The sequence below is a fragment of the Streptosporangium sp. NPDC049078 genome (genome assembly GCF_040648855.1).
GTDB lineage: Bacteria > Actinomycetota > Actinomycetes > Streptosporangiales > Streptosporangiaceae > Streptosporangium.
The window spans coordinates 139,398-157,543 of sequence record NZ_JBEZEL010000001.1 but is presented as its reverse complement, the minus strand read 5'-3'; the positions used below and the strand labels follow the sequence as shown (position 1 = coordinate 157,543).

The window sequence follows — 18,146 nt, the reverse complement described above, 5'->3', positions numbered from 1 at the left end:
GACGGAGGCCGCCTCGGTGAGACCGTCGTTCCCCGGTGGTGTGGTCACGACTTTCCGACCTGCCTTTCCAAGATGTCCATGTATTCGGCGAGGGCTACCAGCCCCGCCTCGTCGACCGGCGGAGGTCCGTACAGGGCGGCGCCGACGTGCGACGCCGCCTGGCCGGTCCGCTCGGCGATCGCGTTCACCAGCGCGTCGGGGCCGGTCCCCGGTGGCAGCCCGAGGCGGGGGGTGACCCGGTCGGTGAAGCCCGCGCGCAGGGCCGCGGCGGCCCGGTCGCGGGCCCGCCGTGCCCGGTAGAGCCTGGCACGTCCCTCGACGGTCTCGGCCGCCCGCACGACGACGGGCAGCCGCTCGGCCACCACGGGACCGAGCCTGCGGCCCCGCCAGAGCGCGAGCAGCAGCACCGCGAGGAACACCTGGACCACGGCCCACTTGACCCCCGGGGGGACCAGGTCGTAGAAACCCTCCTTGCGGTCGCCCGCCTGGGGGGTGGCCTCGGGAGGCGTGAGCCAGAGCAGGGTGGGCCGCCCGCCGGCGAGGTTCGTCGCCAGCGCGGCGTTGCCGTCCTCGGCGAGCCGCAGGTTGGTCATGAACTGCGCGTCGCCCGCGACGGTGACCGTCCGGTCCCCCACGCCGTGGGAGACCAGGGTGGGCTTCCCGCCCGCCGGGTAGCAGCCGATCGCCCCGGCGGGCAGGGTGAGGGTCACGCCGCCGCTGTAGGCGCTGCCCGCCCTCGTCGCGGCCGGCAGCGCGCACCGGGGCTCGCGGGAGCGCGCCCGCGCCTCACCCACCGGGGCCACCCCGGGCGCGAGCAGGTCCAGGTGCTCGGGTACGCCCACCACCAGCAGGTCCGAGGGTGCGGCGGCGAGCAGCTCCGCCTCGTCCTCGTCGAGCGGGAAGGTCCGGCTCACCAGCAGGGTGCTGCCCTCGGGGCCCGCCTGCTCGGCCAGTGACGAGGCCTCCTCGGCCGAGGTGACCCGGGTGACCCGCACCCCGTTCGCCTGCAGCAGCCGGGCCAGGCCCTTGCCTCCCGAGAGCGAGGTGTCGGCGGGGTCGAGGGGTCTTTCCGGTCCGCCGGAGCCTCCGAGCAGCACGCCGGCGACGGCGACGGCGACCACGAGGAACGCCACCGGCAGGATGCCCCTGCCGCCGCGCCAGAGGCCGCCCGCGGTCGGCGAGGTGGAGGTCGTCGCGGAGGCGCGCGTCGCGTTCCCTGCGTTCCCTGCGTTCCCTGCGTTCCCTGCGTTCCCTGCGTTCCCTGCGTTCCCTGCGTCCTCGGCGGAGGCCGATCCCGTCCTTCCCGGCGGGGCGAGGCTCATGGCGCGTCCGCCCGTACGACGGGCGCGGGGCGGGCCGTGCGCAGGTGCTCGTCGAGGTCGCGCATGATCCCGTACGCCTCGGGGGTGCCGGGCACCTCGCCGTAGGTCACGTCGTCGAACACCCGCGCCGCCGCGGCGAGTTCGGAGGCGAGCGCGGGCAGGGCTCGGCCCGCCTCCACGGCGAGCTCGTCGGCGGTGCGGCCGGGGGTGTGGTCGATGATCACGCGGTCCTCCAGATCACGGGCGACGGCCCGGAGCCGTTCGCGGACCGCCTCGGCCCATCGGGCCTCCGCCGCCAGCCGCTCGGCGGCCTCGCGGTGCTCGGCGGCGCTGAGGCGGCGGTCGCCGAAGATCCCGCCCTCGCGGGTGCCGCCGCCCCCGGCGGTCCTGCGGGCGACCAGGAGCAGCGCGACGACGATCCCGATCACGATCACGAGCAGGGCCGCCCGTGCCGCCAGGCTGCCGACGGTGCCCATGGACTCCTGGTCGAGCAGGTCGCCGAGAAACTGGTTGATGTTGCGCCAGACGCGGTCGAGCAGGGACTCCTTGGCGTACTCGGATCTGAGCAGCTCCTGGATCGCCTGGCGCCGCGCCTCTTCGCGCCCGATGTCGACGGGGGACGTCAGGAATGGGGCCACGGGGCTCCCTGGCCGGGGGGCTCGTGCCGCGCGGGGCCCGCGGGTGTGATGGAGGGGTCCCACAGATCGTCGGCCGACGCGTGGACCCAGCCCTGTCGCCGCTGCTCGATCGCCGCGGTCTGGAGCACCAGGTCGAACGCCTCGGAGCGCATCCGCCGGTCGGCGTAGAGCAGGCCGTTCACTCCTGCCTGGAGGGGATAGGTGATCATCGAGCCGAGGGTGACGCCCACCGCGATGAGGATCGCCGCGGCGATCCGCGCGCCGTCCGAGCTCTCGCCGAGGAGTACGAGGAAACTCCCGCCCAGGACGAAGGGGAAGGAGAGCAGCTGGCCGACGAGGAACGCGATGATCTGGGTGAGGATCACGATGCCGAGCGTTCGCCAGAAGCCGCCGGAGACGAGGTGCCAGGACCTGAGCAACGAGTCGACGACGCCGCGCCGCTCCAGCACCGCGGCCGCGGGGGCGAGCACCAGCCGGGTGCTGACGAAGAAGGCGTAGGCCACGTAGGCCAATACCGCCACCACGCCCACGATCGCGATCACCCCGACACCGGCCCCCGCCGAGCCGAGCGCGAAGAACACACCGATGATCATGGCCATCGGTACGAGCAGGATCACGAGGTTGACGACGACGAGCCCGAACAGCGTGGGCACCCGGCTCCGGGTCAGCGTCCATGCCTCGCTGGCCGTCATCTTGCCGCCGAAGACCGCGCGGCCCAGGATGCGGGTGATCACGCCGGTGAGCAGCGTCACGGCGACGAACTGGATCGCGTAGGAGAGCAGGCTGCCGCCGTACTGGGAGAGGAAACTCCCCTCGTCGGGGGCCGCGTTCGGGTTCTCCAGGAGCGGGGTGATGGATTCGAGCGCGATCACCTGCCCGATCGCGAGGGGGATCGCGCCCAGCGCGGCGGCGATCGCCGACAGGCCCAGGACGCTCTTGGGGTTGGAGCGCATCAGCTTGATCGCCCCGTCGAGGATGTCGCCCACGCCGAGCGGCCGCAGCGGGATGATGCCGGGGCGCATCGCGGGAGGCGGCATGTGCGCGCCGTACGGCGGCGGCCCGTAGGGGCCCTGCTGGTACGGCTGCTGGTGCGGCGGCTGCCCGTATGGTGCCTGGCCGTGGGGCTGCCAGGGTCCCTGAGGGGGCCCCTGCGGCGGCGCGGGAGGATCGGGCGCGGGGCCGGGGGCGGTCCACGGGGATCCCTGGGCGTTGCCGTACGGCGGGGGTTGGTTGGACGCCCAGCCCGTGGGCGTGCCGGGATCGCCGGGACTGGAGCCGTGACCGTCTGACATATCCCAATCCTGGCATGTGGACACACCATCCGTGGTGATCGGGTGATCACACGAACGTTTCATCCCCCTGAAGGAGGGTGGAGATGCCGGAGGGATGGCCGAGACACCGTGGTTTACCGCAGACTGTGAACGTGGTCATCACCGCCCGGTGCCCGCAGTCACCGGGTCGGCGGCGGCCGTGGGGGGCGTAACTGCACGTTTTACGTTGAGTGCGCCTAAAATTCGTCAGTTGGACGCCCCGTCGTTGGCCGGTGTCATCCAGTAGGCGGACGAGGGTAATCTTCGATGATCGACCGATTTATCACGATAACTCCCGAACTGCGTAAACCGAATGAGGGGCCATGAAAGGACGCGTGCTGGTCGTCGACGACGACGCGGCTCTCGCCGAGATGCTCGGTATCGTGCTGCGCGGAGAGGGCTTCGAACCCTCGTTCGTCTCCGACGGCGACAAGGCACTCGACGCGTTCCGCGACACCCGGCCGGACCTGGTCCTGCTCGACCTGATGCTGCCGGGGGCCGACGGGATCGACGTCTGCCGCCGCATCAGGGCCGAGTCCGGGGTGCCGATCGTCATGCTGACCGCCAAGAGCGACACCATCGACGTGGTGCTCGGGCTGGAGTCGGGGGCCGACGACTACATCGTCAAGCCCTTCAAGCCCAAGGAGCTCGTCGCCAGGGTCCGCGCCCGGCTGCGCCGCACCGACGAGCCGACGCCGGAGATCCTGCAGATCGGCGACATCACGATCGACGTCGCCGGGCACTCGGTGAAGCGGGAGGAGGAGACCATCAATCTCACCCCGCTGGAGTTCGACCTGCTGGTCGCCCTCGCCAGGAAGCCCCGCCAGGTCTTCACCCGCGAGGTCCTGCTCGAACAGGTCTGGGGCTACCGCCACGCGGCCGACACCCGTCTGGTCAACGTGCACGTCCAGCGGCTCCGGGCGAAGATCGAGAAGGATCCTGAGCACCCCGAGATCGTCGTGACGGTCCGCGGGGTCGGATACAAGGCCGGACCGGCCTAGCCGCCCTCCTCCCCGGACCCCCGAGATGCCTCCCGCACCGAAGAAACGCCGTCGCACCCCGCGCCAGCTGCTGCGGGGTGTCCGGCGTCGTGTCCGGCGCGTCGCCGGCCGGGCGCGACGCGTCTTCTGGCGCTCGCTCCAGCTGCGCGTGGTCACCAGCACGATGGTCATCTCCATCGTGGTCGTCGCCGTACTCGGCGTCTTCCTGATGCAGCAGATCATCAGGACCACCCTGGAGACCAGGGAGAGCGCGGCCAAGAGCGAGGCGCAGGCCGACAGGAACGCGGTGCTCGGCTATCTCAGCCAGCCGGCGGCCGAGGCCGCCAAGCAGGCCGCGGAGCCGGGCCAGGCGCTGCAGCCGGTGGGAAGCAGCCCGCTCAGCCAGGCCACGGAGGCGCTCGCGCGGCGCGCGGGCTCGGCGAGCCGCTACTCGGTGATCATCCGTAACGAGACGCTGCCGGGGGCGTTCTACGGAACCACGGACATCGACCCCGTCAGCATCCCGCCCAGGCAGCGTGAGGAGCTGTTCAAGAAGGAGGCCGGCGAGGACAGCACCTGGTACACCCCGCTGTACTACAAGGGACAGCCGGAGCAGCCCGTGCCCGGCATGATCATCGGCACCCGCCTCGACTCGTCGTACGAGATCTACCACCTCATCCCGCTGGACAAGGAGGAGCAGACCCTCGCCTCGGTGCAGCAGATGATCATCCTTGTCGGCGCCGGCCTCGTGCTGCTGCTGGCCGTGATCTCCTCCCTGGTCACCCGCCAGGTCGTCACGCCGGTGCGGCTGGCCAGGCAGGCCGCCGAGCGGCTGGCCGCCGGGCGCCTGGACGAGCGGCTGAAGGTGCGCGGCGAGGACGACCTCGCCCGGCTGGCCGCCTCCTTCAACGAGATGGCCGCCAACCTGGCGCTGAAGATCCACCAGCTGGAGGAGCTCTCCCAGGTCCAGCGCCAGTTCGTCTCGGACGTCTCGCACGAACTGCGTACCCCGCTCACCACCGTGCGGATGGCCGCCGACCTGCTCTTCGACGCCCGCGAGGACTTCGATCCGATGGCCGCCAGGTCGGCGGAGCTGATGCAGAACCAGCTCAACCGGTTCGAGGCGATGCTCGCCGACCTTTTGGAGATCAGCCGCTACGACGCGGGCGCGGCCGACCTCGACGTCGATTCCGTGGACGTCAGGGACGTGGTGCTGCGCGCCGTCGCCGACTCCGAGGCGCTGGCCGAGCGCCACTCCACCCGCTTCGACCTGCGCCTTCCCGGCGAGCCGTGCATGGCGGAGATGGACAGCCGCAGGGTCGAGCGCATCCTGCGCAACCTGCTGTTCAACGCGATCGAGCACGGAGAGGGCCGCGACATCGTCGTCTCGGTCGCCGCCGACAGGGACGCGGTGGCGGTGGCCGTACGCGACCACGGGGTGGGACTGAGAGCCGGCGAGGAGAACCTGGTCTTCGACCGCTTCTGGCGGGCGGACCCGTCCCGGGCGCGCACGATCGGCGGTACGGGCCTGGGGCTCGCCATCTCCCGCGAGGACGCCATCCTGCACGGCGGCTGGCTGCAGGCGTGGGGCTCGCACGGGGAGGGCTCGCAGTTCCGGCTCTCGCTGCCCAGGGTGGCGGGGGCGGTGCTGCGGGGCTCGCCGTTGCCGCTCGTACCCCCGGAGGTGGAGATGCGGCGCACCTGGCGAGGGCACATGACGCCGGTGCTGTCGCCGGCGGCGGCCGACGGGGGACGCGATGCGGACTAGGGCGGGCAGCACGGGCAGGACGGGAGGCGCGCGACGCCGGCCGGAGCCTGTGGGGAGCGCGACGCGGACCGTCGGCGGAAGGGCGCGGCGACGGCCCGAGCCGGTCGGTGGCGCCGCGCGGACCGGTGTCCGCGGGGGGCGGTACGCGGCGCTGAGGGGAGGCGCGCGGAACGCGGGGACGGTGATCCTCGCGATCGCCCTCGTCTACGCGGTGAGCGCCTGTTCGGTCATCCCCACCGGGGGCAAGTCCGTCGTCGCCGTCGACAACGAGCGCAAGGGCAACCCGCTGGGCGACCCGTACGCGCGGGTCATCGCGATGCCGCCGAAGGCCGGCTGGTCGCCGGAGGAGGTCGTCACCGGCTTCCGCGCGGCGATGGCGAGCCTCGACGACCCCGCCTTCCAGGTCGCCCGCGAATACCTCACCGGCGACTTCGCCGCCAAGTGGAACCCGCGCAGCGGCGTCACTGTCTACCGGCAGGGCACGTACGAGAAGTTCGCGCCCCCCCGCGACGAGGACAAGCAAGCCCAGGTGACGCTCAAGGGCAGCAAAACCGCGATCATCGACCAGGACGGTCGATACCGCCCGAGCGGCGGCACGCTGAACCAGGCGTTCACCCTCGCCAAGGACGCGAACGGCGAGTGGCGCATCAGCGCGGCCCCCGACGGGCTTCTGTTGTCCGAGGCCGACGTCGCCCGCGGCTACCTGCCCGTCGACCTGTACTTCCTCGACTCCCAGTGGAAGGGCCTGGTCGTCGACCAGGTGCGGGTGCCGATCGACCCGGCCGCCAACTTCGCCAAGACGACGGTCGAGCGGCTGATCAGGGGGCCGAGCAGTTCCCTCAAGGACGCGGTGCGCACCGCCTTCACCGGCACCGAGCTCATCGACGTCACCATCGAGAACAACCGGGTCGTCGTCGACCTCACCAGGCGGGTGGACTCCGACCTGATCGACCCGATGTCGGCCCAGCTCGCCGCGACGCTCGCCGCGCTCACCAAGGGCGGCTGGGGCTTCGAGGTCACCGTGAACGGCGAGTCGTACTATCCCGACGCGTCCCTCCAGATCGACGCTCAGGAGCATTCGAACTTCGACCCCTGGACGACCCCCGACGCCGTCTACCCGTTCTATCTCGCGGGTGGCGCGCTGCAGCTGCTGGACAAGGAGAACGTCGGGCGGCCCGTGCCCGGCAGGGCCGGTCAGAAGGGGGTGGGGACCCACCCCGCGATCAGTGGCCAGCCCGTACAGCAGGTGGCGGTGCTCTCCGGAGACGGCAGGAGCGTCTCCGTCGCGCCGCTCGCCGCGGGCGGTGAGTGGCGCGACTGGAGCACGGGGGTCTCCCTCGCCCCGCCCGCCTGGGACCGCTATCACACGCTCTGGACGGTCGACCGGCCCAACGACCACGCCTCGGTCATCACCCGGCACGACGGCGACAACAAACACCGGTACCGGGTGTCGGCCCCGGACCTGGAGACGTTGTACGTCAAGTCGCTCAAGGTCGCGCGGGACGGCGTGCACGTCGCCGTGATCGTCAAGGACGGGCTGGGCGAGCAGGTCCAGGTCGGCACCGTCATCGGAGAGCGGGAGAACACCCGCGTCACCAACCTGCAGACCGTGGTCAACGCCGACGGCAACCGGACGATCAAGGACATCGCCTGGAAGGACGGCAAGACCCTGTACGCGCTCACCGGCAAGTCGGAACTGCTCGAGGCCTCGGTCTCCGCCGAGCCCAAGTCGCTGCCCTTCGACTCCCGGATCGAGAGCATCACCGCCCTGGACAGCACCCTGCTCGCCGGGGCCAGGGACGAGCAGGGGGCCCGGCAGGTCCTGTTCTGGAACTCCACCAGGTGGGAGTCGCTGGTCAAGAACGAGACCGGGACCACGGACTTCACGGAGGACGGTCCCGCCTTCCCGGCCTTTCCCCTGAGCTGAGTCGAGCGACTCCTTCCATCGCCTCCGGTGGGGGACCGAACCCCCCTCCGGTACCCTGGGCTGGGCTTTTTTGTCGGTGCCGTATGCAACCTTGGATCCGTGACGACCGCCATGCTCGACCTGATCCTGCCGCCCCGCTGCGCCGGATGCGACGCGCTGGGCGCCCTCGTCTGTCCCCGCTGCGCGAAGGAGCTGCACGGGGCGCCCGCCCTCCGGATGCCGGACCCCGTTCCGCCAGGCACGCCCGAGTGCTGGTCGGCGGCCGAATACACCCCCGCCGTGCGGCGAGCGATCATCGCCTACAAGGAGCGCGGTCGCACGGCCCTCGCCCCTCCGCTGGCCGGGGCCCTCGCCCTCGCGGTGGCGACGGCGGCCGGCGAGCGGCCGGTGCTGCTGGTGCCGGTGCCCAGCGCCCGCCCGGCCCTGAGGCGCCGCGGGCACGACCCGGTGGCCCGGCTCGCGACGCTGGCGGCCGGTTACCTCCGCGAGGCCGGCTGGCCCGCGAGCGTGGCACGGGTGCTCGCCCAGCGCCGCCGCGTCGCCGACCAGGCGGGGCTGAGTTCCCTCCAGCGGGCCGCCAATCTCTCCTCCGCCTTTACGGTCACGATCGGCCGCAACGCGCCTGTGCCGCGCTCCTGGGGCGGTACGGAGGCGATTGTGCTGGTCGACGACGTCGTCACCACCGGTGCGACGCTCGCGGAGGCGGCGAGGGCGATGCGGGAGGCGGGGCTCACGCCCTCCCTCGCCGCCACGGTCGCCGCGACACGCCGGAGATCGAAAACCGGTGATCGCGACGGATCGTGACGCAGGGTGAGGTGGTGACCCGATCGTGGGGTCACCTCGACGCCACACCTCACTGTCCTGACCGTCTCGACGATGCCCTCATGGCTGCTCAAGAACGTGAGAAGCCCTCGCCGCTCCCGCCGTCGCCTTCCAGGAGCGGGAGCCCCGGAGCCGGTCGCCCGGTCCTGGATTACGCAAAGTGATCCTTTGGCCCACGGTCAGGCTGACATTCGGCCGGGATGCGGATAGCGTCTGAGCCATGGCACCCGCTCGGGTCCGTGGTTGCACCGGACCGACCTCCGCGAGGAGGCCGGCCCGGCTAGCCGATGCCAGCCGCAGGCGAAACGGTCCACGTAAGACGACTTCTCGTCGATCGATCACGGTGCGGCTTAGAGGTAAGTCCTGCCTTCCCAGGGAGCCAGATGTTCCTTGCCAGAAGAGAAGGGCATGTAGTGGCAAAGAGCTGCGAAACCCTCAGCAGGCGGATGTGGGGACGAAGACCAGGTCGGCCGAGCGGGTGTCGCAATACCACCGTCGAGGTTCGAAGGGGGGCTGTGCATGGAGATCATCGTCAAGGGTCGGCACACCGGAGTGAGTGACCGATTCCGAGACCAGGTGAATACCAAGCTGGCCAGGATCGAGCGTTTGGACCACAAGCTCATCCGCGTTGACGTGGAGGTGTCCAAGGAAAGTAATCCGCGTATCGTCGACCAGCGGGAGCGCGTCGAGCTCACCATTCATTCACGTGGTCCCGCGATCCGGGCGGAGGCTTCGGCCGACGACCGATTCGCCGCCCTTGACATCGCACTCGGCAAGCTCGAAGGACGGCTGCGGCGGCTCGCCGACCGCAGGAAGATCCATCACGGCAACCACTGCCCGCCCTCGGTCGCCGAACTGACGGCCACCGCGCTCGCCGAATCCTTCGACACCGCCCCGGCTCATCTGTTCACCGAGCAGTCGCCGGCCGCGTCCAAGAGCGAGGCCGACGCCGACGTCACGGAGGACAAGAGCATCATCCCGATCCAGATGGACGGGGACGGTCCGCTGATGGTCAGGGAGAAGTTCCACGAGGCCGATCCGATGACCGTCGATCAGGCCCTTCTTGAGATGGAACTCGTGGGACACGATTTCTATCTCTTCCGTGACAAGGAGAGCGGGCAGCCAAGCGTCGTATACCTCCGACAGGGGTACAACTACGGCGTGCTGCGGCTCGTTGAGCCCTGAAGAACGCGTTCGAAGATCCTCTCCGACCAACCGAGGACCATGAAACCCGTGTAATCATGGCGGTCCACCGGCTCTGGCCCCCCGAGGAGGAGGCGTGACGGAACCCGACGACGCAACCGGCCCGTCCGGACACGGCGAACCGATCCGCGTGCTGATCGTTGACGATCACGCGTTGATCCGCCGCAGTCTGGAGATGGCGCTGGCCGCGGAGACGGACATCGAGGTTGTCGGCGAGGCGAGCGACGGGCAGGAGGCGGTCGAACTCGCCGACCGCCTCACCCCGGATGTCATGCTCATGGACGTCCGGATGCCACGGAGGAGCGGTATCGAGGCCACTCGTGAGATCAAGGCCTCGGTGCCGAGCACACGGATCATCATGTTGACCGTGAGTGACGAGGAGGAGGATCTCTTCGAGGCGATCAAGGCGGGTGCCACCGGCTATCTGCTGAAGAACGTCCAACTCGACGAGGTCCCGGAGGCCGTCCGCGGCGTCCACGAGGGACAGTCGCTGATCAATCCGGCGATGGCCGCCAAACTCATCAGCGAGTTCGCCAACATGAGCCGTAAGGAGGCCGAGCGCCCCCCGCAACTCCCCGTTCCGCGCCTGACCGACCGGGAGATGGAGGTGCTCCGTCTCGTCGCGAAGGGCATGAACAACCGCGAGATCGCCAAGCAGCTGTTCATCTCGGAGAACACCGTGAAGAACCACGTCAGAAACATCCTGGACAAGCTTCAGCTCCACTCCAGGATGGAGGCGGTGGTCTACGCGGTCCGCGAGCGGATGCTTGAGATCACCTGACGCGTGCCCGGTGCGGTGACCGCCCGGCGGTCACCGCGCCCGGCCCCGGGCATCACGTTCGCGGGCCGGGCCGCGAGGTCACCGCGCTCAGCCCTGGGCGCCGTCCTTCAGGGCGTCCTGCAGGGGGCCGGCCAGGAGAGGATCGACGCGCTCGACCCGGACGGCCTCGCAGCCGACCCAGCTCGCGGCCTCCCAGAGCGCTCCGGCCAGCGATGCGGCGCCCCTGGCCGGTGTGACATCGCCTTCGAGGCTCACCTGACGGGCCACCAGCGTGGCCCCCTCCCGGGCCGGGTCGATCCGCCCGATCAGCCGGCCCCCGGCGAGGACCGGCATCGTGAAGTAACCGTGGACGCGCTTCTCCTTGGGCACGTACGCCTCAAGGCGGTGGTTGAAGCCGAACACGCGGGCGGTGCGGGCGCGATCCCAGACCAGGGAGTCGAACGGGGAGAGCGGGGTCGTGCGGTGACGGCCCCTGGGCTCGGTCTCCAGCGCGGCCGGGTCGGCCCAGGCGTCGGCGGACCGCTCGGGCCACCCGGCGACGCGGACGGGCACCAGCCCGGTGGAGCCGTCGAGCAGGCACGCGTCGAGCAGCCGTGCCTCCGGGGCCTTCAGCCGCAGGAAGTCGACGAGGTCGGCACGGGTGGCCACGCCGAGCGCGACCCCGGCCATCCCGGCGAGACGGGTGACGCACTCGGCGTCGGACAACTCCTCGGCCAGCAGATCCGCGGGGACCGCGCGCTCCGCCAGGTCGTAGACGCGGCGCCAGCCCACCCTGCGCGTGCAGACGACCTCGCCGGTGTCGAGCAGCCACTCAATGGCGATCTTGGAGTCCGACCAGTCCCACCACGGTCCGCCCTTCTTGGCGCCGCCGATGTCGGCGGTGGTGACCGGGCCGCTCTCACGGACCAGGTTCAGCACCTTGTCGACGCTGTCGGGGACCTCGTGCCAGCGGAACTTCCTCGCGCGGAAGTATCTCCGTCTGAAGGCGTACAGCGCCCAGTCGCCGATCGGCAGGATGCAGGCGGCGTGGCACCAGTATTCGAAGGCCCGCGCGGGCTCGTCCCAGTAGGCCCGCTCGACCTCCTGCCTGCCGACGGCGCCGAGGCGGGCGTACGCGACCAGCTCGTGGGAGCGGGCCAGCACGGAGATCGTGTCGAGCTGGACGGCGCCCAGACGGCGCAGGGTCGCGGGGGCGCCGCCTCGCCGGGACTCGGCGCCCAGGAACCCCTGGGCGCGCAGGATGACGCGGCGGGCCTCGTCGGAGGAAAGGGAGAGCTGCATGACCGCCCCAGGGGGAGACAACACGTCGTGGGCCGAGGCTAGCGCCTGACACCGACAACGCGGCCACGCCGGTGTCAGGGGGGCGCGTCCGGAGCGGGCGGGGTGAACCCCGGGGCGGGCGGGGATGAGCGCGCGCCCGCCGCGTCCGGGGATGAACCGGGGCGAACCCCGCCGCGCCGGGCGGTCAGTCCAGGACGCTCCGGCCGGTTCCGCTCATCCTGCGAGGAGCCTCGACGACGATGTCCTGGAAGACGCGGAAGACCAGGATGAGAACGCCGCCCATGGCGCAGACCGCCGCACCCATCCAGAAGACGAACCAGTTGGGGCCCAGACAGAGGGCGACCCCCGCGACGGTGAAGCCCAGCAGGATCACGGTCACCGCGAGCCAGGACGACGCCCTTCCCCCGTGGCCCCCCGAGCCCTTGTGGAGCGCGGGACCGCCGTCGCCCCCCTGACCCTCGTGGGTCCCGCCACCTGCCGGACGTGTGTCCTCCGTCATCACGACTCCTCCTCCCAGGCAGTGACCAGGCATGGCGACGCGCCCGCGCGAATCCCTCGCGGACGCGGCAAAGAGCGACATACCCTATGAAGCTGGTCGTACTCTCTCAAAGAAGCGGGCAAGGAACTCCCAGGGCCACAAGAGCGTCTTTGAGGGTGGCTGTGTCTGGTGGCGGAACCGCCTACGATGGCAGCGGAGAACCATGTCTCGTCCTCAGCCGGGCCGGTCCGGCCGCGGAAGACCTGCGAGGAGCTTTACCTAAAGTGCCAGCCTTTCTCGATAGAATTCTTCGCGCCGGCGAAGGCAAGCTTCTGCGTAAGCTCAAGCGGATCGCCGACCAGGTCAACTCCATCGAAGACGACTTCACGAGCTTGACCGACGCCGAATTGCGCGCGCTCACCGACGACTACAAACAGCGTTACGCCGAGGGTGAATCCCTTGACGACCTGCTTCCCGAGGCGTTCGCCACCGTTCGTGAGGCGTCCAGGCGGGTTCTGGGCAAGCGTCACTTCGACGTGCAGATCATGGGCGGGGCCAACCTGCACATGGGCAACATCTCGGAGATGCGCACCGGTGAGGGCAAGACCCTCACCTGTACGCTGCCCACCTACCTCAACGCCATCTCGGGCAAAGGCGTCCACGTCATCACGGTCAACGACTACCTGGCCAAGCGTGACGGCGACGAGATGGGCCGTATCCACCGCTTCCTCGGTCTCGAAGTCGGCGTGATCCTGGCCAACATGCCGGCCGACGAGCGTCGCAAGCAGTACAACGCCGACATCACGTACGGCACGAACAACGAGTTCGGCTTCGACTACCTGCGCGACAACATGGCGTGGTCGCTCGAGGAGTGCGTCCAGCGCGGCCACCACTTCGCCGTCGTCGACGAGGTCGACTCCATCCTCATCGACGAGGCCAGGACGCCGCTGATCATCTCCGGCCCCGGCGAGCAGTCCGGCAAGTGGTACGCCGAGTTCGCCAAGATCGTCCCCCGGCTCCGCAGGGGCACCGAGGGCAAGGACGGCGAGGAGAACACCGGCGACTACGCCGTCGACGAGAAGAAGCGCACGGTCGGCATCTTCGAGTCCGGCGTGGAGAAGGTCGAAGACTGGCTCGGCATCGAAAACCTCTACAAGCCCGAGCACACCCACCTGGTCGGCTTCCTCAACAACGCGTTGAAGGCCAAGGAGCTCTACAAGAAGGACAAGGACTACATCGTCGTCGACGGCGAGGTCCTGATCGTCGACGAGTTCACCGGTCGAGTCCTGCACGGACGCCGCTACAACGAGGGCATGCACCAGGCCATCGAGGCGAAGGAAGGCGTCAAGATCAAGGACGAGAACCAGACTCTCGCCACGATCACGCTGCAGAACTACTTCCGCCTCTACGAGACCCTCTCCGGCATGACCGGCACCGCGGCGACCGAGGCCAACGAGTTCCACCAGACCTACAAGCTCGGCGTCGTCCCGATCCCGACGAACCGGCCGATGATCCGCAAGGACCAGGCCGACGTGGTCTACAAGACCGAGGACGCCAAGTTCCTGGCGAGCGTCGAGGACATCAAGGAGCGCTACGAGCGGGGCCAGCCGGTGCTGGTCGGCACCACGAGCGTCGCCAAGTCCGAGCGCCTCGCCAAGGAGCTCAAGCGCAAGGGCGTCAAGCACGAGGTCCTCAACGCCAAGAACCACGCCCGTGAGGCGGCCATCATCGCCGAGGCGGGCCGCAAGCACGCCGTCACCGTGGCGACCAACATGGCCGGTCGAGGCACCGACATCATGCTCGGCGGCAACCCCGACTTCCGCGCCGACCTGGAGCTGCGCAGCCGGGGTCTCGACCCGGTCGAGACCCCGGAGGAGTACGACAAGGCCTGGGGCGAGGCGCTGGAGAAGGCCAAGGCGGCCGTGCAGGCCGAGCACGACGAGGTCACCGAGCTCGGCGGCCTCTACGTCCTGGGCACCGAGCGGCACGAGTCGCGGCGCATCGACAACCAGCTCCGCGGTCGTTCCGGCCGTCAGGGCGACCCGGGCGAGTCGCGCTTCTACCTCTCGCTCGAAGACGACCTCATGCGCCTGTTCAACTCGGCGAGGGTCGAGATGATCATGACGCGTCTCAACATCCCCGACGACGTCCCGATCGAGTCCGGCATCGTCTCCAAGGCCATCGCCTCCGCCCAGCACCAGGTCGAGCAGCAGAACTTCGAGATCCGTAAGAACGTTCTGAAGTACGACGAGGTCATGAACCGGCAGCGCAAGGTGATCTACGCCGAGCGTCACCGGGTGCTGGAGGGCGCGGACCTGCACGAGCAGATCCGCGGCTTCGTCAACGACGTGATCGACGAGTACATCGCGGGCGCCACCGCCGAGGGCTTCGCCGAGGAGTGGGACCTCGACAAGCTGTGGAAGGCCCTCGGCCAGCTGTACCCCATCAGCATCACCGCCGAGCAGCTCATCGAGGAGGCCGGGGGACGCGAGGAGCTGACCGCCCAGTTCCTCGACGAGCGGATCAAGGCCGACGCGATGGCCGCCTACGACCGTCGCGAAGAGGAGATCAACGCCCAGGCCATGGACCCGGAGGCGATGCGGGTGCTGGAGCGCCGCGTCATCCTGTCGGTCCTCGACCGCAAGTGGCGCGAGCACCTCTACGAGATGGACTATCTCCAGGAGGGCATCGGCCTGCGGGCGATGGCCCAGCGCGACCCGCTGATCGAGTATCAGCGTGAGGGCTTCGAGATGTTCTCCCAGATGCTTGAGGGCATCAAGGAGGAGTCGGTCGGCTACCTGTTCAACCTTGAGGTCGAGGTCCAGAGCAACCCGATCGTCGAGGAGCACGACCACTCCGAGGACGCCGCGCTCGCGGAGACCCGCTCGATCATCGCCCGTGGCCTGCGCGGCCCGCAGCGTCCCGCCGAGCTGGAGTACACGGCTCCCGGCGAGAGCGGCGAGGTGGAGCACACCCGGGTCAGCACCAAGGCACAGCGCGACGCTTACGGCAACGTGGAGCGCAACGCCCCGTGCCCCTGCGGCTCCGGCAAGAAGTACAAGCGCTGCCACGGAGACCCCAAGAACGTCGAGGTCTGACCGTCGCCGGAGGGCCCGCACCACCACGGTGCGGGCCCTCCGGCATGTCCGGATCTCGTCCGCTCCGGGCGGAGTGCGGCGGGCCGGGGGCGGTGGCCGCACGGATTCCGGCAACGAGCGGTCACGGGCGTGGCGGGCTCCGCGTGGGAGCGGCCGGCCACGATTTCCTGGAACGAGCGACGCGTGCGGCGGACTCTGTCGCGAGCGGGCCGGTCAGGGGGTCGTCGGCTTCACGGCCTTCACGGCCTTCGGGGACGAGCTGCGGACGCGGCGGTGGGCCTGGGCGTCGCGGGCCCTCGGCGCGGGACGCGGTCGGGGGCCGTCTCGAACTCGGTGCACAGCCAGCGCACGCCCCTGCGTTCCAGCCGCAACGCCAGGACGCGCGAGCGGTCGCCGCAGTCGACCACGACGCACATCTCCACGATCCCGTCCTCGGGCTGGGAGACGTGGACCCTGCCGACCCGGGGCGGGCGCGCACTGTCGATGACCTTCCCGCTCCTGGCCAGCTCGGCCAGGACCCTGCCGGTCAGGTGGCGGGAGACGCTCGCCGGGGGGCGTCTTCCGGACAGGATCTCGGCGACGGCCTGCGCGAGGGCCCGCAGTCTCCGCTCGTCGGGGACCGCGCCGGGCGGGCCCCAGACCAGCGGTTTCCCGGCCGAGGAGCCAGGCTCTCGGGGATCGAGGGCGAGAGCGAGGGTGCCCTGCACGTACGGCGGTACGGCCGGGGCGTTCCCGGTGGGGCGGTCGTCGTCGTAGGGCGGTTCCGCGGCGGGGGAGGGGGCGATTCTGGGGAGTGCTGCCGGGCGTCGTGGGGGCGGCATGAGGGCTCCGATGTGCTGGTCCGGGGGCGGGGAAATCAACACATCAGGGAGTTTCCGGCCCGCTGTGCAGATACGCGGCCCGCCAACTTCCCGGAAATCGCGGTCGCTTCGTCCTGTTGGGCGGAGAAGGTCGCCTCAGGTTGGAGCGGTCGCCTCCGGTGATGAGGCGGGTTGTGGCCAGAGCCGTGATCGCCGACGGACGGCCGAAACCACTCGGCGCACCTCAGCAGGAGAGGGGCGGTCCGCTCTCCGTGTCTCCCCGTGTCCGGCCACCGTCCGCGCCTCCCCGCACCGGGGCGGAGGACTCCCCGGAGTCGACGTCGGGTTCGGGCTCGCGGCCGGGGGTCATGATGTTCAGTCTTCTGATCAGGAAGGTGAAAACGGTGTAGTAGATCACCGCGTAGAACAGCCCCATCACGATGATGATCGGTATCCCCCGGGCGTTGGGCGCGGTCCCGTACAGGCCGAGGTCGATCAATCCGGAGGAGAAGCTGAAGGCGAGTTTGGCGCCCAGGGCGGAGGCGACGGCCATGGAGATGCCGGTGAGCACGATATGGATCACGAACAGGACCGGCGCCACGAAGATGAAGGCGAACTCGATCGGTTCGGTGATCCCGGTGAGGAACGCGGTGAGCGCCGCGGAGATCATGATCGAGCCGACCGCGGTGCGGCGGTGCGGTGGCGCGGCCCGCCAGATGGCGATCGCGGCGGCGGGCAGGCCGAACATGAGGACCGGGTAGAAGCCGGCCTCGAAGCCGCCGTAGCCGACGGCGCCGTTGTTGAAGCAGATCAGGTCCCCGGCGAGCTTCTTGCCGTCGACCACGCACTCGGGCACCTGGGTCCAGATCACGTTGTTGACGATGTGGTGCATGCCGAGGGGGAGCAGGGCGCGGTTGATCATGCCGTAGATCCCGGCGCCGAGCTCGCTGTTGGAGGCGAGCCAGGCCCCCGAGGCGCGGACCCAGCCGCCCAGCAACGGCCAGACGAAGCCGAAGAGCACGCCGATCACGAGCCCGGCGAAGGCGGTGAGGATCGGCACCAGGCGACGCCCACCGAAGAAGGCGAGCCAGGTCGGCAGCTTGGTGCGGTAGTAGCGCTGCCAGAGCAGGGCCGAGACCAGGCCCATCACGATCCCCCCGAGCACCCGGGTCGGGTTCTGCGCGCCGAGGTTCAGCACCGTGTCGGGGACGCCGGGGTCGCTCCTGTCGAACACCTCCGTGGTGATGGGCCCCCTCAGATCGGCGTCGAAGAGGATGAAGAACATGTTCATGCTCACGGCGTGGAAGACCAGGTAGCCGACGAGTGCCGCCAGGGCGGTGGAGCCGTCGGCCTTGCGGGCGAACCCGATGGCGACGCCGATCGCGAACAGGATGGGCAGGTTGTCGAACAGGGCGCCGCCCGCGGTGCCGACGACCCGGGCCACGTCGTCGAGCAGCGCGCTGTCGGTCCGGCCGAGGAGGTCGTCCTGCCCGAGCCGGAACAGCAGACCCGCGGCCGGCAGGACCGCGATCGGCAGCATCAGGGACCGTCCCAGGCGCTGGAGCACGCTCATCGCCGCGGACCCGCGCGGGTGGGCGGCGGGCGGACCCGCGTCCGCCGAGAGAGGGCTCATCGGGCTTTCCTCCAGAGGCTGGAAGGGAGGAGGGCGGCGAAGGGGCGGTGGGCGGGGGGTGACGGTGGCGGTACGGGCACGGCGGATGGGACGTTGTCGGAGGGC

At 70.2% G+C, this 18,146-nt stretch carries 14 protein-coding genes; 7 read left to right on the top strand and 7 right to left on the bottom strand.

What is annotated here, in order from left to right; all coding sequences use genetic code 11:
* Positions 1-44: 44 nt before the first annotated feature.
* Genes AB0B90_RS00645 through AB0B90_RS00635 form a run of 3 tightly spaced genes read right to left on the bottom strand, consistent with a single transcriptional unit; the run spans position 45 to position 3,252 of the window.
* Positions 45-1,322 carry a DUF4350 domain-containing protein gene (locus AB0B90_RS00645; RefSeq protein WP_362920072.1) on the bottom strand — a complete coding sequence of 426 codons (1,278 nt, stop codon included), beginning with the start codon at positions 1,320-1,322 and terminating at the stop codon, positions 45-47.
* Complete coding sequence (locus AB0B90_RS00640) at positions 1,319-1,960, bottom strand: DUF4129 domain-containing protein (protein WP_350946494.1); 642 nt, start codon at positions 1,958-1,960, stop codon at positions 1,319-1,321. Before AB0B90_RS00640 ends, AB0B90_RS00645 begins: the two co-directional genes overlap by 4 nt.
* The gene (locus AB0B90_RS00635) at positions 1,945-3,252 is read right to left on the bottom strand and encodes a hypothetical protein (RefSeq protein ID WP_362920070.1); all 1,308 of its coding nucleotides are present in this window, start codon (positions 3,250-3,252) and stop codon (positions 1,945-1,947) included. Before AB0B90_RS00635 ends, AB0B90_RS00640 begins: the two co-directional genes overlap by 16 nt.
* 341 nt (positions 3,253-3,593) lie before the next feature.
* Between AB0B90_RS00635 and mtrA the strand changes: the two genes are divergently transcribed.
* The 6 genes from mtrA to AB0B90_RS00605 all read left to right on the top strand — a co-directional run bounded on the left by mtrA (position 3,594) and on the right by AB0B90_RS00605 (position 10,751).
* Positions 3,594-4,271, top strand: coding sequence for an MtrAB system response regulator MtrA (gene mtrA, locus AB0B90_RS00630; protein WP_030907316.1), 678 nt, complete (start codon positions 3,594-3,596; stop codon positions 4,269-4,271).
* 25 nt (positions 4,272-4,296) lie between these two features.
* Positions 4,297-6,018, top strand: a complete 1,722-nt coding sequence (gene mtrB, locus AB0B90_RS00625) for an MtrAB system histidine kinase MtrB (protein WP_350946496.1) — start codon at positions 4,297-4,299, stop codon at positions 6,016-6,018.
* Positions 6,019-6,199: 181 nt separating this feature from the next.
* On the top strand, positions 6,200-7,945 hold the full coding sequence (locus AB0B90_RS00620; RefSeq protein ID WP_362920068.1) for an LpqB family beta-propeller domain-containing protein: 1,746 nt from the start codon (positions 6,200-6,202) through the stop codon (positions 7,943-7,945).
* A 99-nt stretch (positions 7,946-8,044) separates the two neighbouring features.
* Positions 8,045-8,749, top strand: a complete 705-nt coding sequence (locus tag AB0B90_RS00615; protein ID WP_362920066.1) for a phosphoribosyltransferase family protein — start codon at positions 8,045-8,047, stop codon at positions 8,747-8,749.
* A gap of 537 nt (positions 8,750-9,286) precedes the next feature.
* A complete protein-coding gene (gene raiA / locus AB0B90_RS00610; protein WP_350946499.1) occupies positions 9,287-9,952 on the top strand; it encodes a ribosome-associated translation inhibitor RaiA in 666 nt (221 codons plus the stop codon).
* Between the two features lie 94 nt (positions 9,953-10,046).
* A complete protein-coding gene (locus tag AB0B90_RS00605) occupies positions 10,047-10,751 on the top strand; it encodes a response regulator transcription factor (RefSeq protein WP_350946500.1) in 705 nt (234 codons plus the stop codon).
* A gap of 87 nt (positions 10,752-10,838) precedes the next feature.
* Here AB0B90_RS00605 and AB0B90_RS00600 read toward each other — a convergent pair whose 3' ends face one another.
* Together AB0B90_RS00600 and AB0B90_RS00595 are read right to left on the bottom strand one after the other, a co-directional pair.
* Positions 10,839-12,032 carry a crosslink repair DNA glycosylase YcaQ family protein gene (locus AB0B90_RS00600; RefSeq protein WP_350946501.1) on the bottom strand — a complete coding sequence of 398 codons (1,194 nt, stop codon included), beginning with the start codon at positions 12,030-12,032 and terminating at the stop codon, positions 10,839-10,841.
* A 184-nt stretch (positions 12,033-12,216) separates the two neighbouring features.
* On the bottom strand, positions 12,217-12,531 hold the full coding sequence (locus tag AB0B90_RS00595) for an HGxxPAAW family protein (RefSeq protein WP_362920063.1): 315 nt from the start codon (positions 12,529-12,531) through the stop codon (positions 12,217-12,219).
* 263 nt (positions 12,532-12,794) lie between these two features.
* Between AB0B90_RS00595 and secA the strand changes: the two genes are divergently transcribed.
* Complete coding sequence (gene secA / locus AB0B90_RS00590; protein ID WP_350946503.1) at positions 12,795-15,608, top strand: preprotein translocase subunit SecA; 2,814 nt, start codon at positions 12,795-12,797, stop codon at positions 15,606-15,608.
* A 239-nt stretch (positions 15,609-15,847) separates the two neighbouring features.
* Here secA and AB0B90_RS00585 read toward each other — a convergent pair whose 3' ends face one another.
* Both AB0B90_RS00585 and AB0B90_RS00580 read right to left on the bottom strand, forming a co-directional pair.
* A complete protein-coding gene (locus AB0B90_RS00585) occupies positions 15,848-16,429 on the bottom strand; it encodes an Rv3235 family protein (protein WP_350946504.1) in 582 nt (193 codons plus the stop codon).
* Between the two features lie 223 nt (positions 16,430-16,652).
* Positions 16,653-18,041 carry a PTS transporter subunit EIIC gene (locus AB0B90_RS00580; RefSeq protein WP_362920061.1) on the bottom strand — a complete coding sequence of 463 codons (1,389 nt, stop codon included), beginning with the start codon at positions 18,039-18,041 and terminating at the stop codon, positions 16,653-16,655.
* Positions 18,042-18,146 lie beyond the last annotated feature (105 nt).

Excerpts from the sequence above, each read along its gene's own strand:
- AB0B90_RS00600 (WP_350946501.1), bottom strand. The coding sequence starts at position 12,032 with ATGCAGCTCTCCCTTTCCTCCGACGAGGCCCGCCGCGTCATCCTGCGC.
- AB0B90_RS00645 (WP_362920072.1), bottom strand. The coding sequence starts at position 1,322 with ATGAGCCTCGCCCCGCCGGGAAGGACGGGATCGGCCTCCGCCGAGGAC.
- AB0B90_RS00595 (WP_362920063.1), bottom strand. The coding sequence starts at position 12,531 with ATGACGGAGGACACACGTCCGGCAGGTGGCGGGACCCACGAGGGTCAG.
- mtrA (WP_030907316.1), top strand. The coding sequence starts at position 3,594 with ATGAAAGGACGCGTGCTGGTCGTCGACGACGACGCGGCTCTCGCCGAG.
- mtrB (WP_350946496.1), top strand. The coding sequence starts at position 4,297 with ATGCCTCCCGCACCGAAGAAACGCCGTCGCACCCCGCGCCAGCTGCTG.
- AB0B90_RS00635 (WP_362920070.1), bottom strand. The coding sequence starts at position 3,252 with ATGTCAGACGGTCACGGCTCCAGTCCCGGCGATCCCGGCACGCCCACG.
- AB0B90_RS00580 (WP_362920061.1), bottom strand. The coding sequence starts at position 18,041 with ATGAGCCCTCTCTCGGCGGACGCGGGTCCGCCCGCCGCCCACCCGCGC.
- AB0B90_RS00585 (WP_350946504.1), bottom strand. The coding sequence starts at position 16,429 with ATGCCGCCCCCACGACGCCCGGCAGCACTCCCCAGAATCGCCCCCTCC.
- raiA (WP_350946499.1), top strand. The coding sequence starts at position 9,287 with ATGGAGATCATCGTCAAGGGTCGGCACACCGGAGTGAGTGACCGATTC.